Below are 23,080 nucleotides of genomic sequence, written 5' to 3' on the forward strand. Positions count from 1 at the left end.
AAATAAATACAAATCCAGATGAATTAATCTGGATTTGTTGCTTTAAATTCTTCCGTAATTTTCAAAATCTTTTCAGCCAGATTACTCATCCAGATCAATTGTTCAATTACCATTTGAGCTTCCTGCATCTTAGCCTGACGCGTTTCTTTGTTTAATTCGTCATCTTTAATCAAACGAGTAAAATTAACGCGTTTAAGTTCTTCAAATTGCAAAGTTACATCCTCCTTGTCAAAAAAAGTATCCGTTATAATCGTTTCATTTCTTAAAATTGAAATCGAATGATCTAAGTTTGAAAGTATCGTTTTTATAATATAATTAAACGATTCTGAGGCCGAAGTCGTTTGATGAGATTGAATATAGGTAGATAATGAAGCTAAAGCAGACAATATCGAATGATTTAAAACCACAAGTTTATTGACTAAAGGCATCGTTTTTTGTTTTGATTTTGGTTCCTGCATCATTCGCTGAAACGAAGTCATCAGATTGCCAATTTCAACAAAAGCATTTTTTCTCGCCAATCGGTATGAAGTCGGGATTTCTCCTTTTTTATTATAGAAATCAGCAATTTCTTTAAGGTAATTTCTATTGGCACGAATCGAATTTTCAATATGAATTGGCGTATTGATAAATTCCCAGGCCGGCCACAAAAACTGATTTGCCAAAAAGGCTAAAGTTGCTCCGGCTAATGTATCTAAAACACGAAACTGAATGACTTCAACCACATCAGGAGTTAAAATGCCATAAATAAAAACCACATACATAGTGACAAAAGTGGCGCTTATTTTATAATTAATTTGAGTAAATGAGATTCCAAGAAGCATACATATAATAGATAATATACTCAATGCAACATGATTCTGAATAACAGATACAATCCCAAAAGCCAGTAAACCTCCTAAAATGGTTCCGAAAATTCTATTATAAGAGCGTTCCTTTGTTAAGCCGTAACCCGGGCGCATGATGACAACAATCGTTAATAATATCCAATAGACATTTTGAAAAGCTAAAAATTGCCCGATAGTGAAACCAATTAAAATTGTAATGGTTAATCGCACTGAATGTCTGAAAATAGAAGAAGAGAAACTTAAATTTTCAATCAAAGTACGTAAGGGATAATATTGTGGTGTCAGGAATTTTTCAAGTTCCTTATCCTTATCTTTCAGTTTAAAAGACTGCATGGCAAGTGAAAAAGCACGTTGGATAATTTTGATTTTTCCAACCTGATTTTTAGCATATTTCAGCATATTGGTCAACATCAAAACACCTTCGGCAGCTTCCTCTTTACCTAAAGTTTTTTCATAGTCAAAAATGGCAGATTCAAAAGCATCAAGTTCATTTTTTAAGTCATTTTTATCAACATACACACTAATATTATGCACGTTTTTAGAAAGTTTCTTTAGAGTCGATGCCAGTTTGTAAGCTACATTTTGATACGTTCTAAGGACTTCAGGATGTTTGGCAAATTTTTCATGTAGCTTGCTGTGGTCAAATGATGTATATAAAGCAAGTTCCTGAATCTCTACCAAAGTGATAAAAACAAGCAGCATTTTTCGGTTTTGGCTTGTTGTTGCAGATGCATTCTGGTTGCCAATAAGCATTCTTCTCAAATCCTCGTGAATCAAATTCAGATCAACCTGAACACTCAGCTGCTTCTCGATTATAGCCTCTCTATTAGCCTCGGGACTCCATAAATCTCCTCTTAATTTTAAATATTTTGCAGTTAATTTTATGCCTTCAGCAATTTGTAACTCGACGTATTTATAAGGTTGTACAAAATGAAAGACAAGTGAAACAATTAAGTATAAGATACCTCCAATAAAAATAAATCCTGAATATTCAAAGGCTTTCCAACCATCATGTAAATGGCCAAATGATAGTGAAATGGACAGTAAGGCAGAGAATGATACCAAAGTAGCGCGCTGACCGTAAACAGAAATCATTGAACATATAAAAAGCAAAAAACCTAAAAAAGGATAAAATAAAATGGGGTATGGATAAGCAAGATTTACTAATAAATTTACACCCGATACAATAAAAGAAGCAACAATAAGACCTTTTATTTTATGACTTAAGGAGCTTGGAATGTCACTGGGATAGGTGTAGAAGGCTCCCAGAGCAATTACAAAACCAATATCGAAAAGATCGTAATAATTCAAAACTAATACAGGAACAACAGAAGCGATAGTTACTTTAGAGGCGTTTAAAAAAGAAGTACTGTTAGTAAATTTCGAGATACGATCAAACATAGAATGAGGTTTACAAACAAAAGTACGAATTGTACGAATTAATTTGGCATAATTATGGATGAGTTTTTGTGAAGCAAGCAAAAAAAGTGATATAATATATGATTAGAATTATTCATTGACTATTTTTTACTATTTTTGCCAGCTGAATTATGAGAACTAAATTCAGGAGTTTTCATTAGATAATACATTAAAATAATACAAATGATTTTACCAATTGTAGGATATGGAGATCCTGTTTTAAGAAAAGTGGGTGAGGTAATTACGCCGGAATATCCAAACTTAAAAGAAACAATCGCTAATATGTACGAGACGATGTACAATGCTTACGGAGTAGGACTTGCTGCACCGCAAGTTGGTATGCCAATTCGTTTGTTTGTTATTGATACAACTCCTTTTAGTGATGACGATGATTTACCTTCAGAAGAGCAAAAAGATTTAAAAGGATTTAAAAAGACTTTTATCAACGCAAAGATCCTTAAAGAAGAAGGCGAGGAGTGGAGTTTTAACGAAGGTTGCCTAAGTATTCCTGACGTTCGCGAAGATGTATATAGAAAACCAACCGTTACAATAGAATATTGCGAAGAAGATTTTGTAATGAAAACAGAAGTTTTTGATGGTTTGATTGCAAGAGTTATTCAACATGAATACGACCATATTGAAGGCGTTTTATTTACAGATAAAATATCATCTTTGAAAAAACGTTTGATTCAGAAGAAATTAAAAAATATTACCGAAGGCAAAACGTTTCAGGAATACAGAATGAAATTTGCTGCGGCTAAAAAAGGGAGATAATTGAACTAAGAAATTAGCATCAATAAAATATAATAAATCAAATTCTTAATACTAATTTTAATAAACATGAATTTAGAGAAAATTTTAGCCATTTCTGGGAAACCAGGTTTATATGTATTGAAAGTGCAAACTCGTACAGGTTTTGTGGCAGAATCATTGACAGACGGAAAAAAAATTACTGTTAACTTAAAAAGTAACGTAAGTTTATTATCTGAGATTTCAATTTATACTTACGAAGGAGAAAAACCATTGACAGAAGTAATGCAGCGTATCGCTGTTAAAGAAAACAAAGGTCAGGCTATTTCTCATAAAGAAGATAATGCTACATTAGCAGCTTATTTCAAAGAGATTTTACCTGAGTATGATGAAGAAAGAGTATATCCTTCAGATATAAAAAAAGTATTAAACTGGTACAACACGCTTGAGGCAAAAGGTTTAGTAACTGATTTAGCTCCTGCTCCTGCTGAAACTCCAGAGGAAACTCCGGTTGTTGAAGAGAAGCCAAAAAAAGCTCCGGCTGCTAAAAAAGAAAAAGCTAAAAAAGAAGAATAGCAGTTTACTGCATTCAAATATATTAATCCTGTTAAGATGTTTTCTTGACAGGATTTTTTACTTTTACAATATTAGATTACAACTCGATAAAACTTCATAAAATGAGCAAGGAACTTCAACTTAAGGCTTTCGAAAGATTACTAATTATCATGGATGAACTTCGTGAACAATGTCCGTGGGATAAAAAGCAAACTTTGCAAACCCTAAGACATCTTACTATCGAAGAAACATATGAATTGGGTGATGCTATTTTGGATAATGATCTAAATGAAGTAAAAAAAGAGTTAGGAGATCTCTTGCTGCATATTGTTTTTTATGCGAAAATTGGTTCTGAAACAAACGATTTTGATATAGCTGATGTTTGTAATGAAATTTGTGAAAAGTTAATTCATCGTCATCCTCATATTTATAGTGATACTGTAGTAAAAGATGAAGAAGAAGTAAAACAAAATTGGGAAAAATTAAAGCTTAAAGAAGGTAAAAAATCAGTTTTAGAAGGCGTGCCAAAAAGTTTACCGGCTTTGGTAAAGGCAAGCCGAATTCAGGATAAAGTAAAAGGCGTGGGTTTTGACTGGGAAGAACCACACCAGGTTTGGGATAAAGTACAAGAAGAATTAGAAGAGTTACAAATAGAAGTTCAATCAGGAGATCAGGATAAAATTGAAGCTGAATTTGGAGACGTTTTATTCTCTATGATAAATTATGCCCGCTTTTTAAACGTAAATCCTGAAGATGCTTTAGAACGTACCAATAAAAAATTTATTAAGCGTTTTCAGTATCTTGAAAGCAAAGCTGGCGAATTAGGGAAACCCTTAATGGATATGACTTTGGCAGAAATGGATGTATTTTGGAACGAAGCTAAAAAGCTCTGATTACTCGGCCATTTTTTTTAATGCCCTGATATCTTTAAGCATAATTTTTTTACCCACTAATTCAATTAAATCCAGTTTATTAAAATCTGATAATAACCTGATACAGCTTTCGGTAGCAGTCCCAATAATACCTGCTAATTCTTCTCTTGTAAGTTGAACTTTTAGGGTTTTATCTGCATTTTCTCCAAAAGAATCGTGTAACTGCAATAAGGTTTCGGCTAAACGTTGTTTAACTGTTTTTTGAACTAAAGCAATTTTATTGTTTTCAGATTCTTTTAGATCTTCGCAAACAGATTGCATCAAATTCATCGAGAACTTATTGTTGTTATTAAAAAAGTGTAAGATTTCAGTTTTAGGAATAAAGCAAACCTCCATATCAGCAACTGCTTTTGCAGATAGGTTTGCCGGTTCATTACTAATCATAGAGCGTTGCCCTAAAAGTTCACCTGATTGTACCAGTTTTACGATCTGATCTTTTCCGTTTGCGCTTAATTTAGAAAGTTTACCAACCCCATCTTTTATACAAAATACACCATTGGTTACTTCGCCTTCTTCAAAAATGGCTTCTCCTTTTTTAATCTTATAAGTAGTTTTGCTGTTGGCCAATTTTACAACTTCATCTTTATTGAGTGCTTTAAGAGAAGAAAGCTGTCGTACGATGCATTGATCACATTTATTCATGGCAATAATATTTGTTGCAAAATTAACTAATATTCGCATTGAAAAGTGTTATTCTTCCTGAAAATACACAGAAAAAAACTATTATTTCAATTTGCCAGTTTTATTTCGCTAAATTTAGAATCCGATTTAATTATAACATGATAAATATCATTTTTATAATCTCTTGATTTTTTAACATTTGTTGCATCAAAAAAAACAAATTTTATGAGTGAGCAGAATTGTTTTCATTGCGGGTTAACGATTGCTAAAAATGAAGAAATCAATTTTGATGAAAAAAAGTTTTGTTGTAATGGATGTAAAACCGTTTATGAAATTTTTAGTCTTCATGATTTAACCTGTTATTATGATTTTGAAAAATCGCCAGGTGCCACTCCGCAAGATATTCACGGAAAATATGATTTTTTGGACAATGAAGCAATTTTGTCAAAAGTCTTAGAATTTCAAGAAGGAAACACCTCAATTGTTTCATTAAATATACCTCATATACATTGCAGTTCTTGTATTTGGATTCTTGAAAATCTAAATAGAATACAACCCGGAATAAGCATTTCACAAGTTAATTTTCCTGAGAAAAGAGTCCGAATTACTTTCAATTCAGATCTTGTTTCGCTAAAGACTATTGTTTATATGCTAAGTTCAATTGGTTATGAGCCTTATATTAGCTTAGAAAACTACGAAACAGGCAAAACAAATGTAGATCGAACTTTGACCTATAAATTAGGCGTTGCGTTTTTCTGCTTCGGAAATATTATGCTGTTATCTTTTCCCGAATATTTCGAGATCAAAGAGTTTTGGTTAGATAATTATAAACCATTTTTCAGGATTCTAATTTTTGTTCTGGCGTTACCCAGTTTTTTATATTCCGCAAGCGGTTATTATGTTTCTGCCTATAAAAGTATAAAGTCAGGCATGCTAAATATAGATATTCCCATTGCTTTAGGAATTATCGTGATGTTTGTTCGCAGTACTTTTGATATTGTAATGAACTACGGGTCAGGTTTTTTTGATAGTCTCACAGGGTTAGTTTTCTTCATGCTGCTCGGAAAAATGTTCCAGATTAAAACCTATAGTTTTTTAAGTTTCGAAAGAGATTTTAAATCGTATTTTCCAATTGCGGTGACCAGAATCAATACAGATACATCAGAAGAAAGCGTTCCTGTTTATGATGTTTTAAAAGGAGACCGATTGCTGATCAGAAATCAGGAATTAATTCCGGTCGATGGTATTTTGATTAGTGAAAAAGCTGAAATAGATTATAGTTTTGTTACCGGAGAAGCTGTTCCTATTACAAAAGTATCCGGAGATAAAGTTTTTGCCGGCGGTAAGCAAATTGGCAAAGTAGTCGAAATAGAAGTGCTGCACTCAGTTTCGCAAAGTTACCTGACACAATTGTGGAGTAATGAGATCTTTCAGAAAAAAGTACTTCAAAAGCATAAAACAATTACAGATACTATAAGTCGTTATTTTACTCCTATATTATTACTTATTGCTTTTGCAGGTTTTGGTTATTGGATATTTTTTGATGCCAATACAGCTTTTAATGTTTTTACGGCAGTTCTAATTGTTGCTTGTCCTTGTGCATTAGCGCTTACAGCACCATTTACCTTCGGAAATATTCTGAGAATTATGGGAAAACAGAAAATGTATCTTAAAAATGCACTAGTAATCGAACAATTGGCTAAAGTTGATACAATAGTCTTTGATAAAACCGGGACAATTACCACCAATAAAAAATCTAATATACTATATGAAGGAAATCCTCTTTCTGATCAAAATTATGTTCTGATCAAAAATGTTCTGCGTGGTTCAAATCATCCTTTAAGCCGAATGTTATATGATTTTTTAAAGGAAACAAATAAAATTAAAATTGATGATTTTCAGGAAATAACAGGAAAAGGAATTCAGGCTTCCATCGAAAATCATACCATCAGGATTGGCTCTGCAGAGTTTGTAGGCAATCTGGTTTCTGATTCGTCAGATATCGAAAAGACAGCGCTTCATATTAAAATTAATGAGCAGTATCTTGGCAAGTTTGTTTTTCAGAATCAATACAGAGAAGGTCTTGAAAAGTTATTCTCCACACTTAGTAAAAATTACGAAATCAAAATACTTTCCGGTGATAATGATGGCGAAAGAGCAAATCTTGAAAGTATCCTGCCAAAAGGGATAGAATTAATTTTTAACCAGAAGCCGGAACAAAAACTGGATTTCATCAAAAATCTACAGGAAAAAGGCAAGAACGTTATGATGGTGGGAGACGGGCTGAATGATGCCGGAGCTTTGGCGCAAAGTAATGTGGGAATTTCTATCTCTGAGAATGTGAATGTTTTCTCACCTGCTTGTGATGCAATTCTCGATGCTTCGGAATTTTCCAGATTGGATTATTTCTTAAAATTATCTCAGAAATCGATTACAATAATTAAAATGAGTTTCGTTTTGTCTCTTCTTTACAATATTGTAGGACTTTCTTTTGCAGTTACCGGCAACTTACTTCCTTTGGTAGCAGCTATTATCATGCCTTTAAGTACAATTACAATCGTAAGTTTTGTGACTTTGATGTCTAACTATTTCAGCAAGAGTAGTTTAAAGAGGTTATAGATAATACAGTCCCTTTTTTTTATAAATTTAACATATGTCTCCAATTATGATAATTATCATATTTTATCCGCCCATTACTTAGTAATTTTGTTAACATATATTTAAGGTATGAGTGTCATTTATCTATTAATTTCAGTAAGTATTTTTGTAGCAATAGGTTTCTTTATTGCTTTTATTGTCGCTGTCAGATCCGGACAATATGACGATGATTATACCCCCTCAGTCAGAATGCTTTTTGACGATGAGACAAAAATTACTCCCCACAATAACAATTCAACAACAGAAGAAAAACAAGTATAATTATGGAAATGGAACAGTTTTATTACGACAACAAAATTGTAAAAAAATTCATTTACGCCACTATTCTCTTTGGAGTAGTAGGTATGTTAGTAGGGCTAACCTTAGCGGTTATGTACCTTTATCCCAACATCACAGATGGAATTTCGTGGCTTAGCTACGGTCGATTAAGACCTTTGCATACCAATGCTGTTATTTTTGCTTTTGTTGGTAATGCCTTTTTTGCGGGTATGTATTATTCGCTTCAGCGTTTGCTGAAAGCCAGAATGTTCAGTGATTTTTTAAGTAATTTACATTTTTGGGGTTGGCAGCTTATTATTGTTGCTGCGGCAATTACACTTCCTTTAGGATATACTTCTTCAAAAGAATATGCTGAATTAGAATGGCCTATTGATATCGCTATCGCCGTAATCTGGGTGGTTATGGGTATTAATATGATAGGTACAATGCTTCGTCGTAGAGAGCGTCACTTATATGTTGCAATTTGGTTTTATCTGGCAACATTTGTTACAGTAGCAGTTTTACATATTTTTAATAATATCGAAATTCCGGTATCAGCCTTAAAAAGTTATTCGGTTTATGCAGGAGTTCAGGATGCTTTAGTACAATGGTGGTACGGACATAATGCAGTTGCATTTTTCCTTACAACTCCATTTTTAGGATTAATGTATTACTTTGTACCAAAAGTAGCCAATCGTCCTGTTTATTCTTATAGACTATCAATTATTCACTTTTGGTCCTTGATTTTTATTTACATCTGGGCAGGTCCTCACCACTTATTATACTCAGCATTACCAAACTGGGCTCAAAATTTAGGTGTTGCATTTTCAGTAATGCTTATCGCTCCATCTTGGGGAGGTATGATCAACGGACTTTTAACGTTAAGAGGTGCCTGGGATAAAGTTCGTGAAGAACCAGTTCTAAAATTCTTTGTGGTAGCCATAACAGGTTACGGAATGGCAACTTTTGAAGGACCAATGCTTTCGCTGAAAAATGTAAATGCTATTGCACATTATACTGACTGGATTATTGCACACGTTCACGTAGGAGCTTTAGCATGGAATGGTTTTATGTCTTTTGGTATTATCTATTGGTTAATTCCCCGAATGACGAAGAGTACATTATTCTCTAAAAAATTAGCCAACTTCCATTTCTGGATAGGTACTTTAGGAATTATTTTATACACTTTGCCTATGTATGTTGCTGGTTTTCAGCAAGCATCAATGTGGAAACAATTTAACCCAGACGGAACATTAACTTACGGAAATTTCCTTGAAACAGTTACTGCAATTATGCCACTGTACTGGATGAGAGCCATTGGAGGTACATTGTATTTAATTGGAATGTTTACGTTGGTTTACAACATTATAATGACCGTTAGAGCAGGTGATACTATTGAGGATGAATTAGCTCAGGCTCCGGCATTACAAAGAATAAGCAATAGCAGATTAAAAGGAGAAAAATTCCATAGTTGGTTAGAAAGAAAACCAATTCAGTTAACCATTTTAGCAACAATTGCTATTTTAATTGGAGGTATAATTCAAATTGTGCCAACAATTATGGTCAAATCGAATATTCCGACAATTTCAAGTGTTAAGCCTTATTCACCTTTAGAACTTGAAGGACGTGATTTATATATAAGAGAAGGCTGCGTAGGCTGTCACTCACAATCAGTTCGTCCGTTTAGAAGTGAAGTAGAACGTTACGGGCCACAATCAAAAGCAGGAGAATTTGTTTACGATCATCCATTTCTTTGGGGATCAAAACGTACAGGTCCTGATTTATTAAGAGTAGGTGGAAAGTACAATGACAATTGGCATTTTAACCACTTCTGGAATCCACAAAGTATTTCTGCGGGTTCAATTATGCCAGGTTATAAATGGTTGTTTGATAATGAGCCAATGGACATTTCATTAACTCAAAAGAAAATGCAGGTAATGGTTACCCTTGGTGTTCCTTATACGGAATCTGAAGTTGCAAATGCTCAAAAAACATTAAGAGTTCAGGCTATCGCAATTGAAAAAAGCTTAGAAAATGATCCTGACTTTGTCAAAAGTTATGAGCAAAGTAAGAAAAAGGCAGCTGAAAAAGGCGAAAAATTCGTTCCAATGAACGAGAGAGAAATTGTTGCTTTGATTGCTTATATACAAAGACTTGGAACCGATATTAAAGTAAAAGAGACTTCTAAATAACAGCACTATGTTTGAACAAATAAAACACAATATGGAGACTATTTCGGGTATAGAGATTTACCCGATACTTTCTCTCCTGATATTCTTTTTCTTTTTTGTAGGATTAGGTTTTTGGGTATTCTCATATAAGAAAGAAAAAATACAGGAAATGAGTGAAATACCTTTAGATGAAGGATACAGTATAATTTCAAAAGATAATTTAAAATGAAAAAGTTTTTCCCAGCATATATAAGAGTACCGCTGATTTTCTTCATCGTTTTTGGTCTGATGGAGTATTGTATAGATTCAGGCGATAGGCCGGCATTTATAAAATACCCAATGGTATCTGTCTTTTTGTTTGTATTTCTGTTCATTTTAATTGCAATCGAAATTACATTAAGTGCCGTTAATCGAATTATGTACCAATTGATGTCACCGGAAGAAAAGGCAAAACTGGAATATGAAAATAGTTTGAGTTTAACAGAAAGTACTTGGTATAAAGATTTAATGCACAAGCTTACTAAAACGCAGCCTATCGAAAAAGAAGGTGACCTATTAATGGATCATGATTATGATGGCATTAAAGAGTTAGATAATAATTTACCGCCATGGTGGGTATATTTATTCTATATCTGTGTTATTTTTGGAGTTGTTTATTTTGCTCGTTATGAGGTTTTTGGAGGAGATGATCAGGAGATGGAGCTTAAAAAAGAAATGGCTCAGGCAAAAATTGATGTAGACGAATACCTTAAAACTGCGCCGGATTTAATGGATGAGAAAACAGTTGTTTTACTTACAGATCCAGAAAGTTTAGCAGCAGGTAAAGAAATATTTACAACGAACTGCGCCGCTTGTCACCGTGCTGACGCTGGTGGACAAATTGGACCTAACTTAACTGATGATCATTGGATTTTAGGCGGAGGAATAAAAAATCTCTTTCATACTATAACCAATGGAGGTCGTGACGGAAAAGGAATGATTGCCTGGAAAGGAACTTTGAAACCAAAGGAAATTCAAAAAGTAGCAAGTTATATTCTATCCTTACAAGGTAGTAATCCAAAAGATCCAAAAGAACCGGAAGGCGAGATTTGGGTAGATGAAAGTGCTCCAAAGAAAGATACCACAGCAAGTACAGCAGCAGATAGTACCCAAGTTAAAAAATAATTACAATAAATTATGTCAAATTTACCAGACGAAGCTTTTAGAGATACCATTGGAACTATTGATGAAGGAGGTAATCGAAAATTTATTTTTCCTAAAAAACCGTCTGGTAAGTTCTATGAGTATCGAAAAATAGTCAGCTATATTTTATTAGCCATTTTAATTGCCAATCCGTTTATAAAAGTAAACGGAAATCAATTCATGATGTTTAACGTGATGGAGCGGCGTTTTAATATTTTTGGATTTCCATTTTGGCCTCAGGATTTTTATCTCTTTGTGATATCAATGCTGGTTGGTATTGTTTTTATTATCTTGTTTACAGTTGTATTTGGAAGGATTTTTTGTGGATGGATTTGTCCCCAGACTATTTTTTTAGAAATGGTTTTTCGCCGAATCGAATATTGGATTGATGGCGATCGTGGTGCTCAGATGCGATTGGCAAGGCAAGAATGGAATACAGAAAAAATTAGAAAAAGACTGACTAAATGGATTGTCTTTTTTCTGATTTCATTTGGGATTGCTAATGTTTTTCTGGCTTATTTAGTAGGTAGTGATCAATTGTTCTTAATGGTCGAAGAAGGACCAATTAAGCAATCCAGTAACTTCATTGCGTTATTAATTTTTACAGGAGTTTTCTATTTTGTATTTGTATGGTTTCGCGAACAGGTTTGTATTATTGCCTGTCCGTACGGAAGACTGCAGGGAGTTCTTTTAGATAATAAATCTATAAATGTAGCCTATGATTTTGTACGCGGGGAAAAAGAAGCCGGTCGTGCAAAATTCAATAAAAAAGAAGACAGGGCAACAACAGGAAAAGGCGATTGTATTGATTGTCATCAGTGCGTGCATGTTTGCCCAATGGGAATTGATATAAGAAACGGAACACAGTTAGAATGTACTAATTGTACTGCTTGTATCGATGAATGCGACACTATTATGGATAGTGTTGGTTTGCCAAAAGGTCTTATTAGATATGCGTCTGAAGATGAAATCGTTAAGAAAGCACCTTTTAAATTTACAGGAAGAATGAAAGGCTATACAGCTGTTTTATTTATTCTGTTAAGTGTTTTTGTTGGAATGTTGTTTCTTAGAACAGACGTTCAAGCGGTTGTTTTACGTTTACCAGGACAGTTATTTCAGCATAAAGGAGATAAGATCAGTAATGTTTATACCTATAAAATTGTTAATAAAACAATGAAGGATTATCATGATATTCATTTTGAATTAATTGATCAAAAAGGAAGTATTGAAAATGTTGGAAAACAGCATTTCAAAGTTTTAAAAGAGGGTATTTCTCAAGGAACATTGTTTATAGAAATTGACGAAGCTCTTTTGGAAAGTGATAAAACCAAAGTGAAAATTGGAGTTTATAATGGCAAAGAATTGCTGGAAACAACAACAACAAATTTCTTAGGACCGCGAAGTTTTAATTAGTAAAAAAAAAGACCATGAAATCGCCACAAATAAAACTTTTTGAAATAAGAACAAATAAAAAGGCGATGCCATATTTGACCAATAACAAATAAAATTTACAAATATGAAAATCAATTGGGGAACCGGAATTGTCATTGCATTTGCATTGTTTATGACTTTTATATTATATTTTGTTTTTGAAGTACAATCTAATAGTAAATATGATAATGATTTAGTAGTTGAAGAATACTACAAACATGATTCGCATTTTCAGGATGAAATGGCCCGAATTCAAAATGCCCATGACTTGCAGTATAAACCTTCTATTTCTTACAGTGAAAATGGGGTAAAAATAGCTTTTCCTTCTACTTTTGAAAGCAATAAAGTAAAAGGAAATGTTTTGTTATACAGACCATCAAACAAGAAATTTGATTTTGACACACAAATTGCCTTGACCAATTCAGCGTTGCTTATTCCGCAAAAGAAGCTTATAAAAGGACGTTGGGATGTAAATATGGAATGGGAATATAACGGAACAAAATATTTAACTAAAGAAGTTATTTACGTAAACTAGATGAGAATACTTTAAAAGATATTTTCTACCACAGATTATCAAGATTTGAACTTTTGTTTAAAGAGATTTTCAAATCCTTTTGATCTTATTTATCTTTTGCAAAAAGAAAAAAACACATCAAATGTTGTACTCAGCTTTTATATTAGGTTTGATTAGCAGCCTGCACTGTATCGGAATGTGCGGTCCTATTGCTATGATGCTGCCCGTAGATCGCCAAAATGAGGCAAAAAAAGTAACGCAGATTATAACGTATCATTTAGGAAGATTAACTGCGTACGCAACAATTGGATTAATTTTTGGATTGCTGGGAAAAGGTTTTTATCTCGCAGGAGTACAAAAAAATATGTCTGTTTTTATAGGAGTAGCCATGATTCTTGTGGTTTTGATACCTGAAAAAGTTTTTTCTAAATACAATTTTTCAAAACCGGTTTATAGAATTATTTCAAAAATTAAATCAAGCCTGGGGAATCAGTTTAAAAAGAAAACCTACAAATCTCTCTTCACAATAGGATTATTAAACGGTTTTCTGCCCTGCGGAATGGTTTACGTTGCCTTATTTGGTGCAATTGCAATGCAAAGTGCCGGCTTTGGAGTTTTGTATATGATTTTATTCGGAGTAGGAACTGTGCCTCTAATGACGATCGTAGTTTATATAAATTCATTGATAAAACTGCCTTTTAGAAATAAGATCCAAAAGGCAATTCCATATGTAGCGGTACTAATAGGTGTTTTATTTATCCTTAGAGGACTATGTTTAGGAATTCCTTATATCTCTCCATCAAACATAAGTATGAATGTACAAGAAACTCCTAATTGTCATTAAACAGTCATCGAAAACAAGTTTGTTTCCGGTGATTTTCTTTTTAAATGTAAATCAAATGCCATACAAATATTGCGTACAAAAGGTCTTCCGGCTTCTGTAATTTTAATTTTGTTTTCTTCGATTACAATTAATTGATCTTTTTCGATTTCTCTTAGATTTTCCAAAACAGCATGGATTTCTTTAAAATACAATTCATTATCCCATGAAGTTTCAAATTTACATGTTAAGTTTAATATGTGTTTTCTAATGATTAAATCTTCATTGTTCAAAATATGACCTTTTACCACCGGTAGTTTGTTTTCTTCTAACAATTGATAATAGTCTTCTATACTTTTTGTGTTTTGGGTAAAACTATACCAGCTGTCACTAATAGATGAAACGCCCAAACCAATCATAAGTTGTGTTTTTGAAGCACTATAACCCATAAAATTTCTGTGTAATTCCTTATTCTCGGTTGCTTTATATAAACTATCAGATTTTAAGGCAAAATGATCCATTCCAATTTCATGATACCCGTTTTTAGAAAGCATTTGTTTTCCTGTTTCATACAGCATTCTTTTTTCAGCATCTTTAGGAAGATTCTCTTCATTGAATCCGCGTTGTCCGTTTCCTTTTATCCACGGCACATGAGCGTAGCTGTAAAAGGCCAGACGATCCGGTTTTAGAGAATTTGTTTTTTCGACAGTGTCGATTACGTTTTCAATCGTTTGAAATGGAAGTCCAAATATAATATCATGACCAATAGAAGTATAACCAATCTCTTTTGCCCAAAAAGTAACTTTTGCTACATTATGGAAGGGTTGAATTCTATGAATCGCTTTCTGAACCTTTTCGGCATAATCCTGAACACCAAAACTAACACGGCGAAAGCCTAAATCATATAATTTTTTAAGGTGTTCATAAGTGGTGTTATTAGGATGACCTTCAAAACTAAATTCATAGTCTTTTGCTTTATTTGCCTTAGAAAGAATACCGCCTATAAGTAATTCTAGATTTTTTGTAGAGAAAAAGGTTGGAGTTCCTCCGCCTAAATGAATTTCTTTAATAACTGGTTTTTCCTGCAGCAATTGGCAGTACAAATCCCATTCTTTTAAAATGGCTTCTATATACGTTTCTTCGACTGAATGGTTCTTGGTAATGCGTTTATTGCAACCGCAAAAGGTACACATGCTTTCGCAAAATGGTAAGTGTATGTATAAACTGATTCCGTTTTGAAAATTACTTTCTAAAAATGCTTTCTGAAAAGACGCTATCCATTTTTGATCTGTGAAATCACTTTCGTTCCAGTACGGAACTGTTGGATAACTTGTATATCTGGGACCTGGGACATTGTACTTTTGAGTCAGTGAGATTTTCATAAAGTCAGAATTTGTTTCAATCAAAATTAGAATTTATGCTCTGGATGAAAAATGACAAATATCATATAATTCCAAATAAAAAGAGGCTCACTAGGAGCCTCTTTTCTGAATTAAATAACTAACGTGAAATAGAATCTTGGATGATTTTAAGCCATTTTTTTGCAAACTGATGATCTTGATAAGCACTTATTTGTTTGATGCGGTCGTCATCAAAATCATAGAATGGTATTGTAATTTTTTTAGGAGAATCTTTGTCCTGAAATTCAAAGTCAATTTTGACAATTGTATCTGAAGGTCCTTCGGTTGTTAAAACTAATTTAGCAGAAGCAGCACTTTTTAAATCCAGATAGGTCGATTCTTGTTGATTTGGATTGAAATTCATCAGGATAAATCGTCTGTTTTTTTGATCTAACGTAAGCGTTTTATTGCTTTGAGATTCTGTTAAATCGAAATCTTCCGGATGTGTTGGATTGAATTTCTTTTTTATGCCTAAAATTTTTGATTTGTTAGCTGCAGTCGATCGTGCAGAATAATAAATAGGAACGGCTACTATGATCGCAATCACAATACCAATTATGGTTACACTTGTTTCCATTGTGTTTTAAAAATTTGGTAAATTACTATGAAATTTGGCACTATTTTCAAAAGAGAAAATAGCTCAGTTTGTTGGAAAACTACTGTTTTCCTGACGGGAACTTCATAAATTGTCTACCAGAAAAAATGGAAAGGATAGAGCATTAAAAGAACTTTTTTGCTCTGGGTTGCAAATTGATTCGCAAAATTTGATGTTGATTTTACTGCTTTATGCTGAGGAATCACTACCAATAAAGAATCAAACCATTTACCTAATATAGAAGGATTGGTCTTGATATTTGCTGTAAATTGATAACTTGCCTGTGGTTGTATAAATGCTAATGAATCAGAGTGATCTATAGAAAAATTAGTATCCGTTTTTTGACTTTCGGTAATTTGAATAGCAGATTCATTTGCCTGAACAGCAAAAAAAGCAATTATCAAAAGTGATAGAAAAATAACGGTTTTACGAATCCAATTCATGGTGGCGAATTTAACTCATAAAATACAATTAAAGAAATTTTAAAGAATTAATTAACTTTAAAGTTTGGTTATTATTTTATCCCCAACATTCCTGTAATTATTGCTGAGGATAGAATAAAATTATTTTTGCATTTTGAAATAATAATCAGCGGAATGTTTTCCACTTCCATAAAAAAGGAAGAGAATACAAGCTAGTAAAACAACTATTGCCAAAATTAAACTTTCAGAGTGCATATGTCCCATAAAGTTAATAAGGATTGCTCCAAAGAGTATTGGTAACTGAGCTGCAATTGCCCAACGCGTAAGTAGCCCGAAAACGATCATAATGCCACCAATCATGTGGGCTGGCGCAATATAATGTACAAGAAACATACCGCCGCCAAATTGATCAATTGGCGAAATTAAATCATGTAAATACTGAATGTTGGTTATGAACCAAACTCCCTTCATAAATAAAAAAACACCTAAAACAATACGTACTAAATCTACTGGTAAATAAGTGTGCGCATTTGCCCATTTATTTAAACTTTTTACATTTTCCATGATACTACGTGATTAGAAATTACATATAAAGTTACTAATTTTTAATGAAGTATTTGTTTTTAAAGGGTTAAAGATGAGTGATTTGGTAGTTTTTTAACGAATTTAATGTGTTTATGGAAATCAGACCTGAATTACACCCAGATTAAAAGCTTTTTGAATAGGAGCGTGGTTGGCAGCTTCGATACCCAGAGAAATCCAGGTACGAGTATCTAGAGGATCGATGATCGCGTCTGTCCATAATCTTGAAGCGGCATAATAAGGCGAAGTTTGTTCGTCGTAACGTGCTTTTATTTTATTAAATAATTCCGCTTCTTTGGCTTCGTCTACGATTTCTCCTTTTGCTTTAAGCGAAGAAGCTTCAATTTGCGCCAATACTTTTGCAGCCTGAGTTCCGCCCATAACGGCAAGTTCTGCACTTGGCCAGGCAAAAATTAACCTCGGATCATAGGCTTTTCCGCACATGGCATAATTTCCTGCTCCGTATGAGTTACCAACAATAACGGTGAATTTTGGAACAACAGAGTTACTTACAGCGTTAACCATTTTTGCACCGTCTTTTATTATTCCGCCATGTTCAGATTTTGATCCTACCATAAAACCGGTTACATCTTGTACAAATACCAGCGGGATTTTCTTTTGGTTGCAATTGGCAATAAAACGAGTTGCTTTATCAGCACTGTCAGAATATATGACACCACCAAACTGCATTTCGCCTTTTTTGGTTTTTACTACTTTTCTTTGATTCGCAACTATACCTACAGCCCAACCGTCGATTCTGGCATAACCTGTAATGATGGTTTGGCCGTAACCCTCTTTATAAGCTTCAAATTCTGAATTATCAACCAAACGATTGATGATTTCCATCATATCATATTGCTCGTTTCGGGCTTTTGGCAAAATTCCGTAGATATCCTTGGGATCTAAAGCAGGTTTTTCAGCTTTGATTCTGTTATAACCGGCTTTGTCGTAATCACCTATTTTATCAACTATATTTTTTATTTTATCTAAGGCATCTTTATCATCTTTAGCCTTATAATCTGTCACTCCGGAAATTTCGCAATGTGTTGTCGCACCGCCCAGAGTTTCATTATCAATGGTTTCGCCAATGGCTGCTTTTACGAGATAACTTCCTGCAAGGAAAATGCTTCCGGTTTTATCTACAATCAAGGCTTCATCACTCATAATAGGTAAGTATGCGCCACCAGCAACACAACTGCCCATAACGGCAGCAATTTGAGTGATTCCCATACTGCTCATTTGAGCATTGTTTCTAAAGATTCGGCCAAAATGTTCTTTGTCGGGAAAAATTTCATCCTGAAGTGGTAAGTAAACACCTGCACTATCGACTAAATAAATAATTGGTAATCTGTTTTCCATTGCAATTTCCTGCGCACGAAGGTTTTTCTTTCCTGTAATAGGAAACCAGGCGCCGGCCTTTACAGTGGCATCATTGGCAACAACAATACATTGTTTACCTCTTATATATCCTATTTTTATGACTACACCACCAGACGGACAACCGCCGTGTTCAGCATACATTCCGTCTCCGACAAAACCTCCAATTTCAATATTTTTTGCACCTTCATCCAATAGATAAGCGATACGTTCGCGAGCTGTCATTTTACCCTCGGCATGCAGTTTTTCGATACGTTTTTCGCCTCCCCCCAATTTCACCTTGGCAAATCTTTGTTTTAAGTCAGAAAGTAGTAATTTATTGTGATCTTCGTTTTTATTGAAGTTTAAATCCATGATATATTGTTGTTTTTACAAAATAGTGTTGGCTAATTTACAAAATCAATTGAAACCCACACAATAAATAGTATCGACTTATAAAATAAAAGTGTGTTTTTGAAATTATAAATTTTGTAAAAAATAGACCAGACTTTCAAATTGATCTTTAGTGATATTTTTTGCTTTAATTTGTGGTTTCATACCAATTAGTATTTTTTATGTCAAAAGCAGCCAATACACGACTAACAATTCTTCATAAAGCGTTTGAATTAATTTATTCAAAAGGTTATCAAACTACTAGTATTGATGATATCATTGCGACTACACAAGTTACGAAAGGTGCTTTTTATTATCATTTTAAAACAAAAGATGAAATGGGAATCGCTATTATCGAAGAAATTTTAAAACCTACAATGCTTGAAAGTTTTATACAGCCAATTGAAAATTCGCAAAATCCTATTGACGATTTGTATAATATGATTTCATATTTACTGCTTGAGGATCCTTTTTTAGAAGTAAAATACGGTTGCCCGGTTGGAAATTTAACTCAGGAAATGACTCCCTGGAATGCGCAGTTTAGCAAAGCTTTGCTTGAATTGGTAAATCAATGGATGCATACTATTCAAAAAATAATTTTAGAGGCTCAAAATTCCGGCTTGGTTCGAAAGGAAGTTAATGGAGAACAAGTCGCTTTTTTTATTATGTCGGGCTATTGGGGGATACGTAATTTTGGAAAACTTCAAAATAATAATTCATGCTATATTGTTTATTTAAAAGAGTTTAGGGATTATTTGAACGGCTTGAAATAAAATCTAATTCAAAAACATACTAGTTAGTATGTTTTTGAATATATTTGCATTGTCAATAATCAAAAAACAATGTATCAAATACTTTTAATTTGCCATTCTTTTTTAAGATGGTTCGTTTTGATAAGCTTATTATATTCTATTTTTAGAGCTTACAAAGGATGTTTTTATCAATTATCGTTTACTAAGACAGATAATTTAGTCCGGCATTGGACTGCTACAATTGCTCATATTCAATTAATTTTCGGGATACTAATGTATGTGCAAAGCCCAATTGTAAAATATTTTTGGGCTAATTTTTCGACAGCTATTCAAAATATGGATAGTGCTTTCTTCGGAATTCTTCATATTTTATTAATGCTTACTGCAATTGTTTTAATAACCATTGGTTCGGCTTTGGCAAAAAGAAAGCCAACTGATCGTGATAAATTTAAGACAATGCTCATTTGGTTTTCAATAGCCTTATTCATCATTTTTATTGCCATTCCGTGGCCTTTTTCACCTTTAGCAAGCAGACCTTATTTAAGATAAAATTTTATGACACATTTACTACAGACAAATACCGGAAGATTACGAATTATTGGTTTCTTAGAAGGAATTTCATTATTGGTTTTGATTTTTATAGCTGTTCCTTTAAAATACATTTTTGAAACGCCATTTTTAACCAGACCTATTGGGACTATTCATGGGGCTTTATTTTTACTATTTATTTTTAATACTTTAAGCGTAGGTGTAGAGCAAAATTGGAAATTTAGTGATACCACCTGGAAAGTGCTTTTGGCATGTTTAATTCCGTTTGGGACTTTTTATATAGATGCTAAAATTTTAAGCAAGATTGAAGTTAAATAAGCATCAATTCTAAAAACTGTGGAAAGACAGCGGTTTTTACCGCAAAGTAAACCAAGATTTTAAATGTATAGTTCTGTAAAAAACAAACAATACTAGGATGAAATCTTTGCGCAGCTTGCGGTTAAATAATACAATTATATTCACCTAAGTTTAAATCATCAAATTAAAAATCAAAAAAATGGTTTTAGTTTTTAAAACAAATATCGATACCGTTTCTAAGGTGAAACGAATTTCGGCAAAATTGAATAAGCTTTTTCCAAAATCAAAATGGAACTTTGATCTTGAAGATTGTGATAATATCTTAAGATTTGAATCTGATATTGATATCGTAAAAGAAGTTATGATCTTAATGAAAATTACAGGTTTTGAGTGTGAAGCTTTGTAAAGTATTAAGCAAAAAAAAACAGAAGTCACCTTCTGTTTTTTTATATGATATATATTGTTTGTTATTTTTTAGAATCGCAAACCATTCGTTTTAAAATTGCCCATTGTTTTAAGGCATCACGAGCTTCGACAGCAGGATATCCCAACATTGTTTTACCTGCAGCAACATCGCCAACTACACCAGAACCTGCACCAACGATAGCACCATCGCCAATAGTAGTATGATCTTTTATAGAAGCGCTTCCGCCAATAATAACTCCATTTCCTAAAGTCACTGATCCGGCTAAACCGCTATTTCCGGCCATGATACAAAATTTACCTAATTTACTATTGTGTCCAATTTGAACCAAATTGTCGATTTTGCATCCGTCACCAAGAACTGTTGAGCTAAATTTTCCGCGATCAACACAAGAGTTAGCACCTATTTCAACACCGTTTCCGATAATTACATTTCCTATTTGCGGAATTTTTACAAGACCTTTTTCACTACAAGGACGGAACCCAAAACCATCAGCACCAATTGTTGCATTTGGATGAATAATACAATCGCTGCCAATATGACAACGTTCACGAACTACAGTTCCTGACCAGATAATGGTGTTTTTACCAATAGTACATTCGTCTAAAATTGTAACATTTGGATAAATAGTTGCATGTGCTCCAATTTCAACTTTTGGACCAATATAACAGCCTGCACCAATTCGTGCACCTTCGCCAATAATTGCTGTTTCGTCTACATTTGCTGACTTATGAATATTATTGCGAAAGATTGGAGTAGGAGGAGCAAAAAGGGCTAAGATCTGAGACATCGCTAAATCAGCATTCTTTACTTTAATAAAAGCACGATTATTTCCAGGTTCGATCGAAATGTCTTCATTTACAACTGCAATTGAAGCTTTTGATCCTTCCCAGAATTTTTCATACTTTTTATTTCCTATAAATGAAATTTCAGAAGTGGTCGCTTTCTCTAATTGTTCTGTTGCTGATACGCTTTGCGAAGTTGTGCCGTAAATTACGCCATTAATAACTTCATTAATTTCTTGAATTGAATAGGATTTCATCGAATGAATTTAATTGATTTAGGGGTTAATTCGCACCAAATAAAATCAATTAGATTTAAATTACCTAATCTTATTTTGAACTTTTTTAAATAGTATTTTAAATAATAGTTTAAATATTACAAATTTAACATTAAATCTATTAATTTGTTGATGGTTTTTAAATTATTGGTGGTATATGAATTTTTTTAATTCGCCTATTTGTAGGTTTTTGATTGCCTTTTTATAAACTGTTCGATTTGTATAGATAGAGAGATTAATGAAACTGTATCTTGTTTTAAATCAAATTGTTTTGCTTTTTTATGGGCTTCAAATGTCTGTGTAATTGATTCTCTCAGGATGTTGAAATTTTGTAAGTTTCCCGTTTATCTTTTTCTTTTAAGGATTTTCCGAAATTCTTATATTTAATTACTGGCAAATAAGATATAACGGTGTTTTAATTCAATTATTTTGAGACCGTTTTTATAGTTTAACTTTCAGGAATATTTATGTTGTTAAGTTAAAACTTACATGATTTAAAACAGAAGGATTTTTGGAGGGTATTTTGAAATAGTTCTTTCGGTATTTTTATTGCAGTAGAAAAACAAAAAAGCGATCCATTTGATAACAAGGAATCGCTTTTATATTTATTCTTTTATTTTAGACAATGAGATAGCATTAATGCAATAACGTAGACCACTTGGTTCCGGACCATCAGGAAAAACGTGTCCTAAATGTGCATCGCAGGTATTACAAACTACTTCGACACGAATCATTCCGTATGATTTATCAGCATTGTATGCGATTGCATTTTCTTTTAAAGGTTGTGTAAAAGAAGGCCAGCCTGTTCCTGATTCAAATTTTTCGCTTGCATCAAAAAGTAAAGTGCCACAACATTTGCATTCATATATTCCAGGATCGAATAAGCTGCAAAGTTCAGAGCTAAAAGATCGTTCTGTACCTTTTAAACGTGTAACCTGAAATTCTTCAGGAGTTAAAATTTGTTTCCACTCTTCCGGAGTTTTCTCCACTCTTTTATCCGGAGTAGGATTTCCTTTATTCGTAAAATGAATTATATCTGCCCACTTAATCATAACTTTTTTATTTAATTTATAGTCTCAGTTTTCAGTTTATAG

The 23,080-nt window shown here is 33.1% G+C and carries 24 protein-coding genes; 15 read left to right on the top strand and 9 right to left on the bottom strand.

Features of this window, described 5'->3' with window-relative positions; translation table 11 throughout:
• Positions 1–23: 23 nt before the first annotated feature.
• Complete coding sequence (locus QLQ94_RS13085) at positions 24–2,246, bottom strand: FUSC family protein (RefSeq protein WP_482497394.1); 2,223 nt, start codon at positions 2,244–2,246, stop codon at positions 24–26.
• Between the two features lie 201 nt (positions 2,247–2,447).
• Between QLQ94_RS13085 and def the strand changes: the two genes are divergently transcribed.
• The 3 genes from def (at position 2,448) to mazG (ending at position 4,462) form a co-directional block, all read left to right on the top strand.
• Positions 2,448–3,038, top strand: a complete 591-nt coding sequence (gene def, locus QLQ94_RS13090; protein WP_271335603.1) for a peptide deformylase — start codon at positions 2,448–2,450, stop codon at positions 3,036–3,038.
• Positions 3,039–3,104: 66 nt separating this feature from the next.
• Positions 3,105–3,590 (top strand): DUF5606 family protein, encoded by a 486-nt coding sequence (locus QLQ94_RS13095; RefSeq protein WP_271335604.1) that lies wholly within the window; start codon positions 3,105–3,107, stop codon positions 3,588–3,590.
• Between the two features lie 101 nt (positions 3,591–3,691).
• On the top strand, positions 3,692–4,462 hold the full coding sequence (gene mazG / locus QLQ94_RS13100) for a nucleoside triphosphate pyrophosphohydrolase (protein ID WP_271335605.1): 771 nt from the start codon (positions 3,692–3,694) through the stop codon (positions 4,460–4,462).
• Here the strand turns inward: mazG and QLQ94_RS13105 are convergent, their stop codons facing one another.
• Positions 4,463–5,143: a Crp/Fnr family transcriptional regulator gene (locus QLQ94_RS13105; RefSeq protein WP_482499977.1), complete on the bottom strand. Its 681-nt coding sequence runs from the start codon at positions 5,141–5,143 to the stop codon at positions 4,463–4,465. It lies immediately after the preceding gene.
• Between the two features lie 204 nt (positions 5,144–5,347).
• Between QLQ94_RS13105 and QLQ94_RS13110 the strand changes: the two genes are divergently transcribed.
• From QLQ94_RS13110 to QLQ94_RS13145, 8 genes are all read left to right on the top strand, one after another.
• On the top strand, positions 5,348–7,741 hold the full coding sequence (locus tag QLQ94_RS13110) for a heavy metal translocating P-type ATPase (protein WP_482497396.1): 2,394 nt from the start codon (positions 5,348–5,350) through the stop codon (positions 7,739–7,741).
• Between the two features lie 108 nt (positions 7,742–7,849).
• Positions 7,850–8,041 (top strand): cbb3-type cytochrome oxidase assembly protein CcoS, encoded by a 192-nt coding sequence (gene ccoS / locus QLQ94_RS13115; RefSeq protein ID WP_271335608.1) that lies wholly within the window; start codon positions 7,850–7,852, stop codon positions 8,039–8,041.
• Positions 8,042–8,043: 2 nt separating this feature from the next.
• Positions 8,044–10,230, top strand: coding sequence for a cytochrome-c oxidase, cbb3-type subunit I (gene ccoN, locus QLQ94_RS13120; protein WP_271335609.1), 2,187 nt, complete (start codon positions 8,044–8,046; stop codon positions 10,228–10,230).
• Between the two features lie 7 nt (positions 10,231–10,237).
• Positions 10,238–10,438, top strand: coding sequence for a CcoQ/FixQ family Cbb3-type cytochrome c oxidase assembly chaperone (locus QLQ94_RS13125; protein WP_271335610.1), 201 nt, complete (start codon positions 10,238–10,240; stop codon positions 10,436–10,438).
• Positions 10,435–11,373 carry a cbb3-type cytochrome c oxidase N-terminal domain-containing protein gene (locus tag QLQ94_RS13130; protein WP_271335611.1) on the top strand — a complete coding sequence of 313 codons (939 nt, stop codon included), beginning with the start codon at positions 10,435–10,437 and terminating at the stop codon, positions 11,371–11,373. The genes QLQ94_RS13125 and QLQ94_RS13130 overlap by 4 nt, the downstream gene beginning before the upstream one ends.
• 12 nt (positions 11,374–11,385) lie before the next feature.
• The gene (ccoG, locus tag QLQ94_RS13135) at positions 11,386–12,804 is read left to right on the top strand and encodes a cytochrome c oxidase accessory protein CcoG (RefSeq protein WP_271335612.1); all 1,419 of its coding nucleotides are present in this window, start codon (positions 11,386–11,388) and stop codon (positions 12,802–12,804) included.
• A 103-nt stretch (positions 12,805–12,907) separates the two neighbouring features.
• Complete coding sequence (locus tag QLQ94_RS13140; protein ID WP_271335613.1) at positions 12,908–13,357, top strand: FixH family protein; 450 nt, start codon at positions 12,908–12,910, stop codon at positions 13,355–13,357.
• A gap of 121 nt (positions 13,358–13,478) precedes the next feature.
• The gene (locus QLQ94_RS13145) at positions 13,479–14,180 is read left to right on the top strand and encodes a sulfite exporter TauE/SafE family protein (protein WP_271335614.1); all 702 of its coding nucleotides are present in this window, start codon (positions 13,479–13,481) and stop codon (positions 14,178–14,180) included.
• Here QLQ94_RS13145 and hemN read toward each other — a convergent pair.
• The 5 genes from hemN to QLQ94_RS13170 form a co-directional block, all read right to left on the bottom strand.
• A complete protein-coding gene (hemN, locus tag QLQ94_RS13150) occupies positions 14,177–15,538 on the bottom strand; it encodes an oxygen-independent coproporphyrinogen III oxidase (RefSeq protein WP_427402577.1) in 1,362 nt (453 codons plus the stop codon). The two genes, QLQ94_RS13145 and hemN, sit on opposite strands and share 4 nt — an antisense overlap.
• A gap of 118 nt (positions 15,539–15,656) precedes the next feature.
• Entirely contained in the window at positions 15,657–16,133 is a 477-nt protein-coding gene (locus QLQ94_RS13155) for a hypothetical protein (protein WP_427402578.1), read from the bottom strand.
• Between the two features lie 113 nt (positions 16,134–16,246).
• On the bottom strand, positions 16,247–16,594 hold the full coding sequence (locus QLQ94_RS13160) for a hypothetical protein (RefSeq protein WP_427402579.1): 348 nt from the start codon (positions 16,592–16,594) through the stop codon (positions 16,247–16,249).
• Positions 16,595–16,714: 120 nt separating this feature from the next.
• Positions 16,715–17,137 (bottom strand): DoxX family protein, encoded by a 423-nt coding sequence (locus QLQ94_RS13165; protein ID WP_482497399.1) that lies wholly within the window; start codon positions 17,135–17,137, stop codon positions 16,715–16,717.
• 120 nt (positions 17,138–17,257) lie between these two features.
• Positions 17,258–18,886 carry an acyl-CoA carboxylase subunit beta gene (locus QLQ94_RS13170; RefSeq protein ID WP_427402580.1) on the bottom strand — a complete coding sequence of 543 codons (1,629 nt, stop codon included), beginning with the start codon at positions 18,884–18,886 and terminating at the stop codon, positions 17,258–17,260.
• Between the two features lie 200 nt (positions 18,887–19,086).
• On the opposite strand from QLQ94_RS13170, the gene QLQ94_RS13175 reads away from it, so the two are divergent.
• The 4 genes from QLQ94_RS13175 (at position 19,087) to QLQ94_RS13190 (ending at position 20,908) form a co-directional block, all read left to right on the top strand.
• Positions 19,087–19,677, top strand: coding sequence for a TetR/AcrR family transcriptional regulator (locus tag QLQ94_RS13175; RefSeq protein WP_427402581.1), 591 nt, complete (start codon positions 19,087–19,089; stop codon positions 19,675–19,677).
• A gap of 69 nt (positions 19,678–19,746) precedes the next feature.
• On the top strand, positions 19,747–20,205 hold the full coding sequence (locus QLQ94_RS13180) for a hypothetical protein (protein ID WP_427402582.1): 459 nt from the start codon (positions 19,747–19,749) through the stop codon (positions 20,203–20,205).
• A 6-nt stretch (positions 20,206–20,211) separates the two neighbouring features.
• Entirely contained in the window at positions 20,212–20,523 is a 312-nt protein-coding gene (locus QLQ94_RS13185; RefSeq protein WP_427402583.1) for a DUF3817 domain-containing protein, read from the top strand.
• Between the two features lie 178 nt (positions 20,524–20,701).
• Complete coding sequence (locus tag QLQ94_RS13190; protein WP_271335624.1) at positions 20,702–20,908, top strand: hypothetical protein; 207 nt, start codon at positions 20,702–20,704, stop codon at positions 20,906–20,908.
• A gap of 61 nt (positions 20,909–20,969) precedes the next feature.
• On the opposite strand, the gene lpxD is transcribed toward QLQ94_RS13190, so the two are convergent.
• Together lpxD and msrB are read right to left on the bottom strand one after the other, a co-directional pair.
• A complete protein-coding gene (lpxD, locus tag QLQ94_RS13195; protein WP_271335625.1) occupies positions 20,970–21,968 on the bottom strand; it encodes a UDP-3-O-(3-hydroxymyristoyl)glucosamine N-acyltransferase in 999 nt (332 codons plus the stop codon).
• 623 nt (positions 21,969–22,591) lie between these two features.
• Positions 22,592–23,038, bottom strand: a complete 447-nt coding sequence (msrB, locus tag QLQ94_RS13200; RefSeq protein ID WP_271335626.1) for a peptide-methionine (R)-S-oxide reductase MsrB — start codon at positions 23,036–23,038, stop codon at positions 22,592–22,594.
• Positions 23,039–23,080 lie beyond the last annotated feature (42 nt).

Source organism: Flavobacterium sp. B114r (genome assembly GCF_056824125.1).

Bases quoted from the DNA above. Each gene is read 5' to 3' on its own strand.
- QLQ94_RS13085 (WP_482497394.1), bottom strand. From the start codon at position 2,246: ATGTTTGATCGTATCTCGAAATTTACTAACAGTACTTCTTTTTTAAAC.
- def (WP_271335603.1), top strand. From the start codon at position 2,448: ATGATTTTACCAATTGTAGGATATGGAGATCCTGTTTTAAGAAAAGTG.
- QLQ94_RS13095 (WP_271335604.1), top strand. From the start codon at position 3,105: ATGAATTTAGAGAAAATTTTAGCCATTTCTGGGAAACCAGGTTTATAT.
- mazG (WP_271335605.1), top strand. From the start codon at position 3,692: ATGAGCAAGGAACTTCAACTTAAGGCTTTCGAAAGATTACTAATTATC.
- QLQ94_RS13105 (WP_482499977.1), bottom strand. From the start codon at position 5,143: ATGAATAAATGTGATCAATGCATCGTACGACAGCTTTCTTCTCTTAAA.
- QLQ94_RS13110 (WP_482497396.1), top strand. From the start codon at position 5,348: ATGAGTGAGCAGAATTGTTTTCATTGCGGGTTAACGATTGCTAAAAAT.
- ccoS (WP_271335608.1), top strand. From the start codon at position 7,850: ATGAGTGTCATTTATCTATTAATTTCAGTAAGTATTTTTGTAGCAATA.
- ccoN (WP_271335609.1), top strand. From the start codon at position 8,044: ATGGAAATGGAACAGTTTTATTACGACAACAAAATTGTAAAAAAATTC.
- QLQ94_RS13125 (WP_271335610.1), top strand. From the start codon at position 10,238: ATGTTTGAACAAATAAAACACAATATGGAGACTATTTCGGGTATAGAG.
- QLQ94_RS13130 (WP_271335611.1), top strand. From the start codon at position 10,435: ATGAAAAAGTTTTTCCCAGCATATATAAGAGTACCGCTGATTTTCTTC.
- ccoG (WP_271335612.1), top strand. From the start codon at position 11,386: ATGTCAAATTTACCAGACGAAGCTTTTAGAGATACCATTGGAACTATT.
- QLQ94_RS13140 (WP_271335613.1), top strand. From the start codon at position 12,908: ATGAAAATCAATTGGGGAACCGGAATTGTCATTGCATTTGCATTGTTT.
- QLQ94_RS13145 (WP_271335614.1), top strand. From the start codon at position 13,479: ATGTTGTACTCAGCTTTTATATTAGGTTTGATTAGCAGCCTGCACTGT.
- hemN (WP_427402577.1), bottom strand. From the start codon at position 15,538: ATGAAAATCTCACTGACTCAAAAGTACAATGTCCCAGGTCCCAGATAT.
- QLQ94_RS13155 (WP_427402578.1), bottom strand. From the start codon at position 16,133: ATGGAAACAAGTGTAACCATAATTGGTATTGTGATTGCGATCATAGTA.
- QLQ94_RS13160 (WP_427402579.1), bottom strand. From the start codon at position 16,594: ATGAATTGGATTCGTAAAACCGTTATTTTTCTATCACTTTTGATAATT.
- QLQ94_RS13165 (WP_482497399.1), bottom strand. From the start codon at position 17,137: ATGGAAAATGTAAAAAGTTTAAATAAATGGGCAAATGCGCACACTTAT.
- QLQ94_RS13170 (WP_427402580.1), bottom strand. From the start codon at position 18,886: ATGGATTTAAACTTCAATAAAAACGAAGATCACAATAAATTACTACTT.
- QLQ94_RS13175 (WP_427402581.1), top strand. From the start codon at position 19,087: ATGTCAAAAGCAGCCAATACACGACTAACAATTCTTCATAAAGCGTTT.
- QLQ94_RS13180 (WP_427402582.1), top strand. From the start codon at position 19,747: ATGTATCAAATACTTTTAATTTGCCATTCTTTTTTAAGATGGTTCGTT.
- QLQ94_RS13185 (WP_427402583.1), top strand. From the start codon at position 20,212: ATGACACATTTACTACAGACAAATACCGGAAGATTACGAATTATTGGT.
- QLQ94_RS13190 (WP_271335624.1), top strand. From the start codon at position 20,702: ATGGTTTTAGTTTTTAAAACAAATATCGATACCGTTTCTAAGGTGAAA.
- lpxD (WP_271335625.1), bottom strand. From the start codon at position 21,968: ATGAAATCCTATTCAATTCAAGAAATTAATGAAGTTATTAATGGCGTA.
- msrB (WP_271335626.1), bottom strand. From the start codon at position 23,038: ATGATTAAGTGGGCAGATATAATTCATTTTACGAATAAAGGAAATCCT.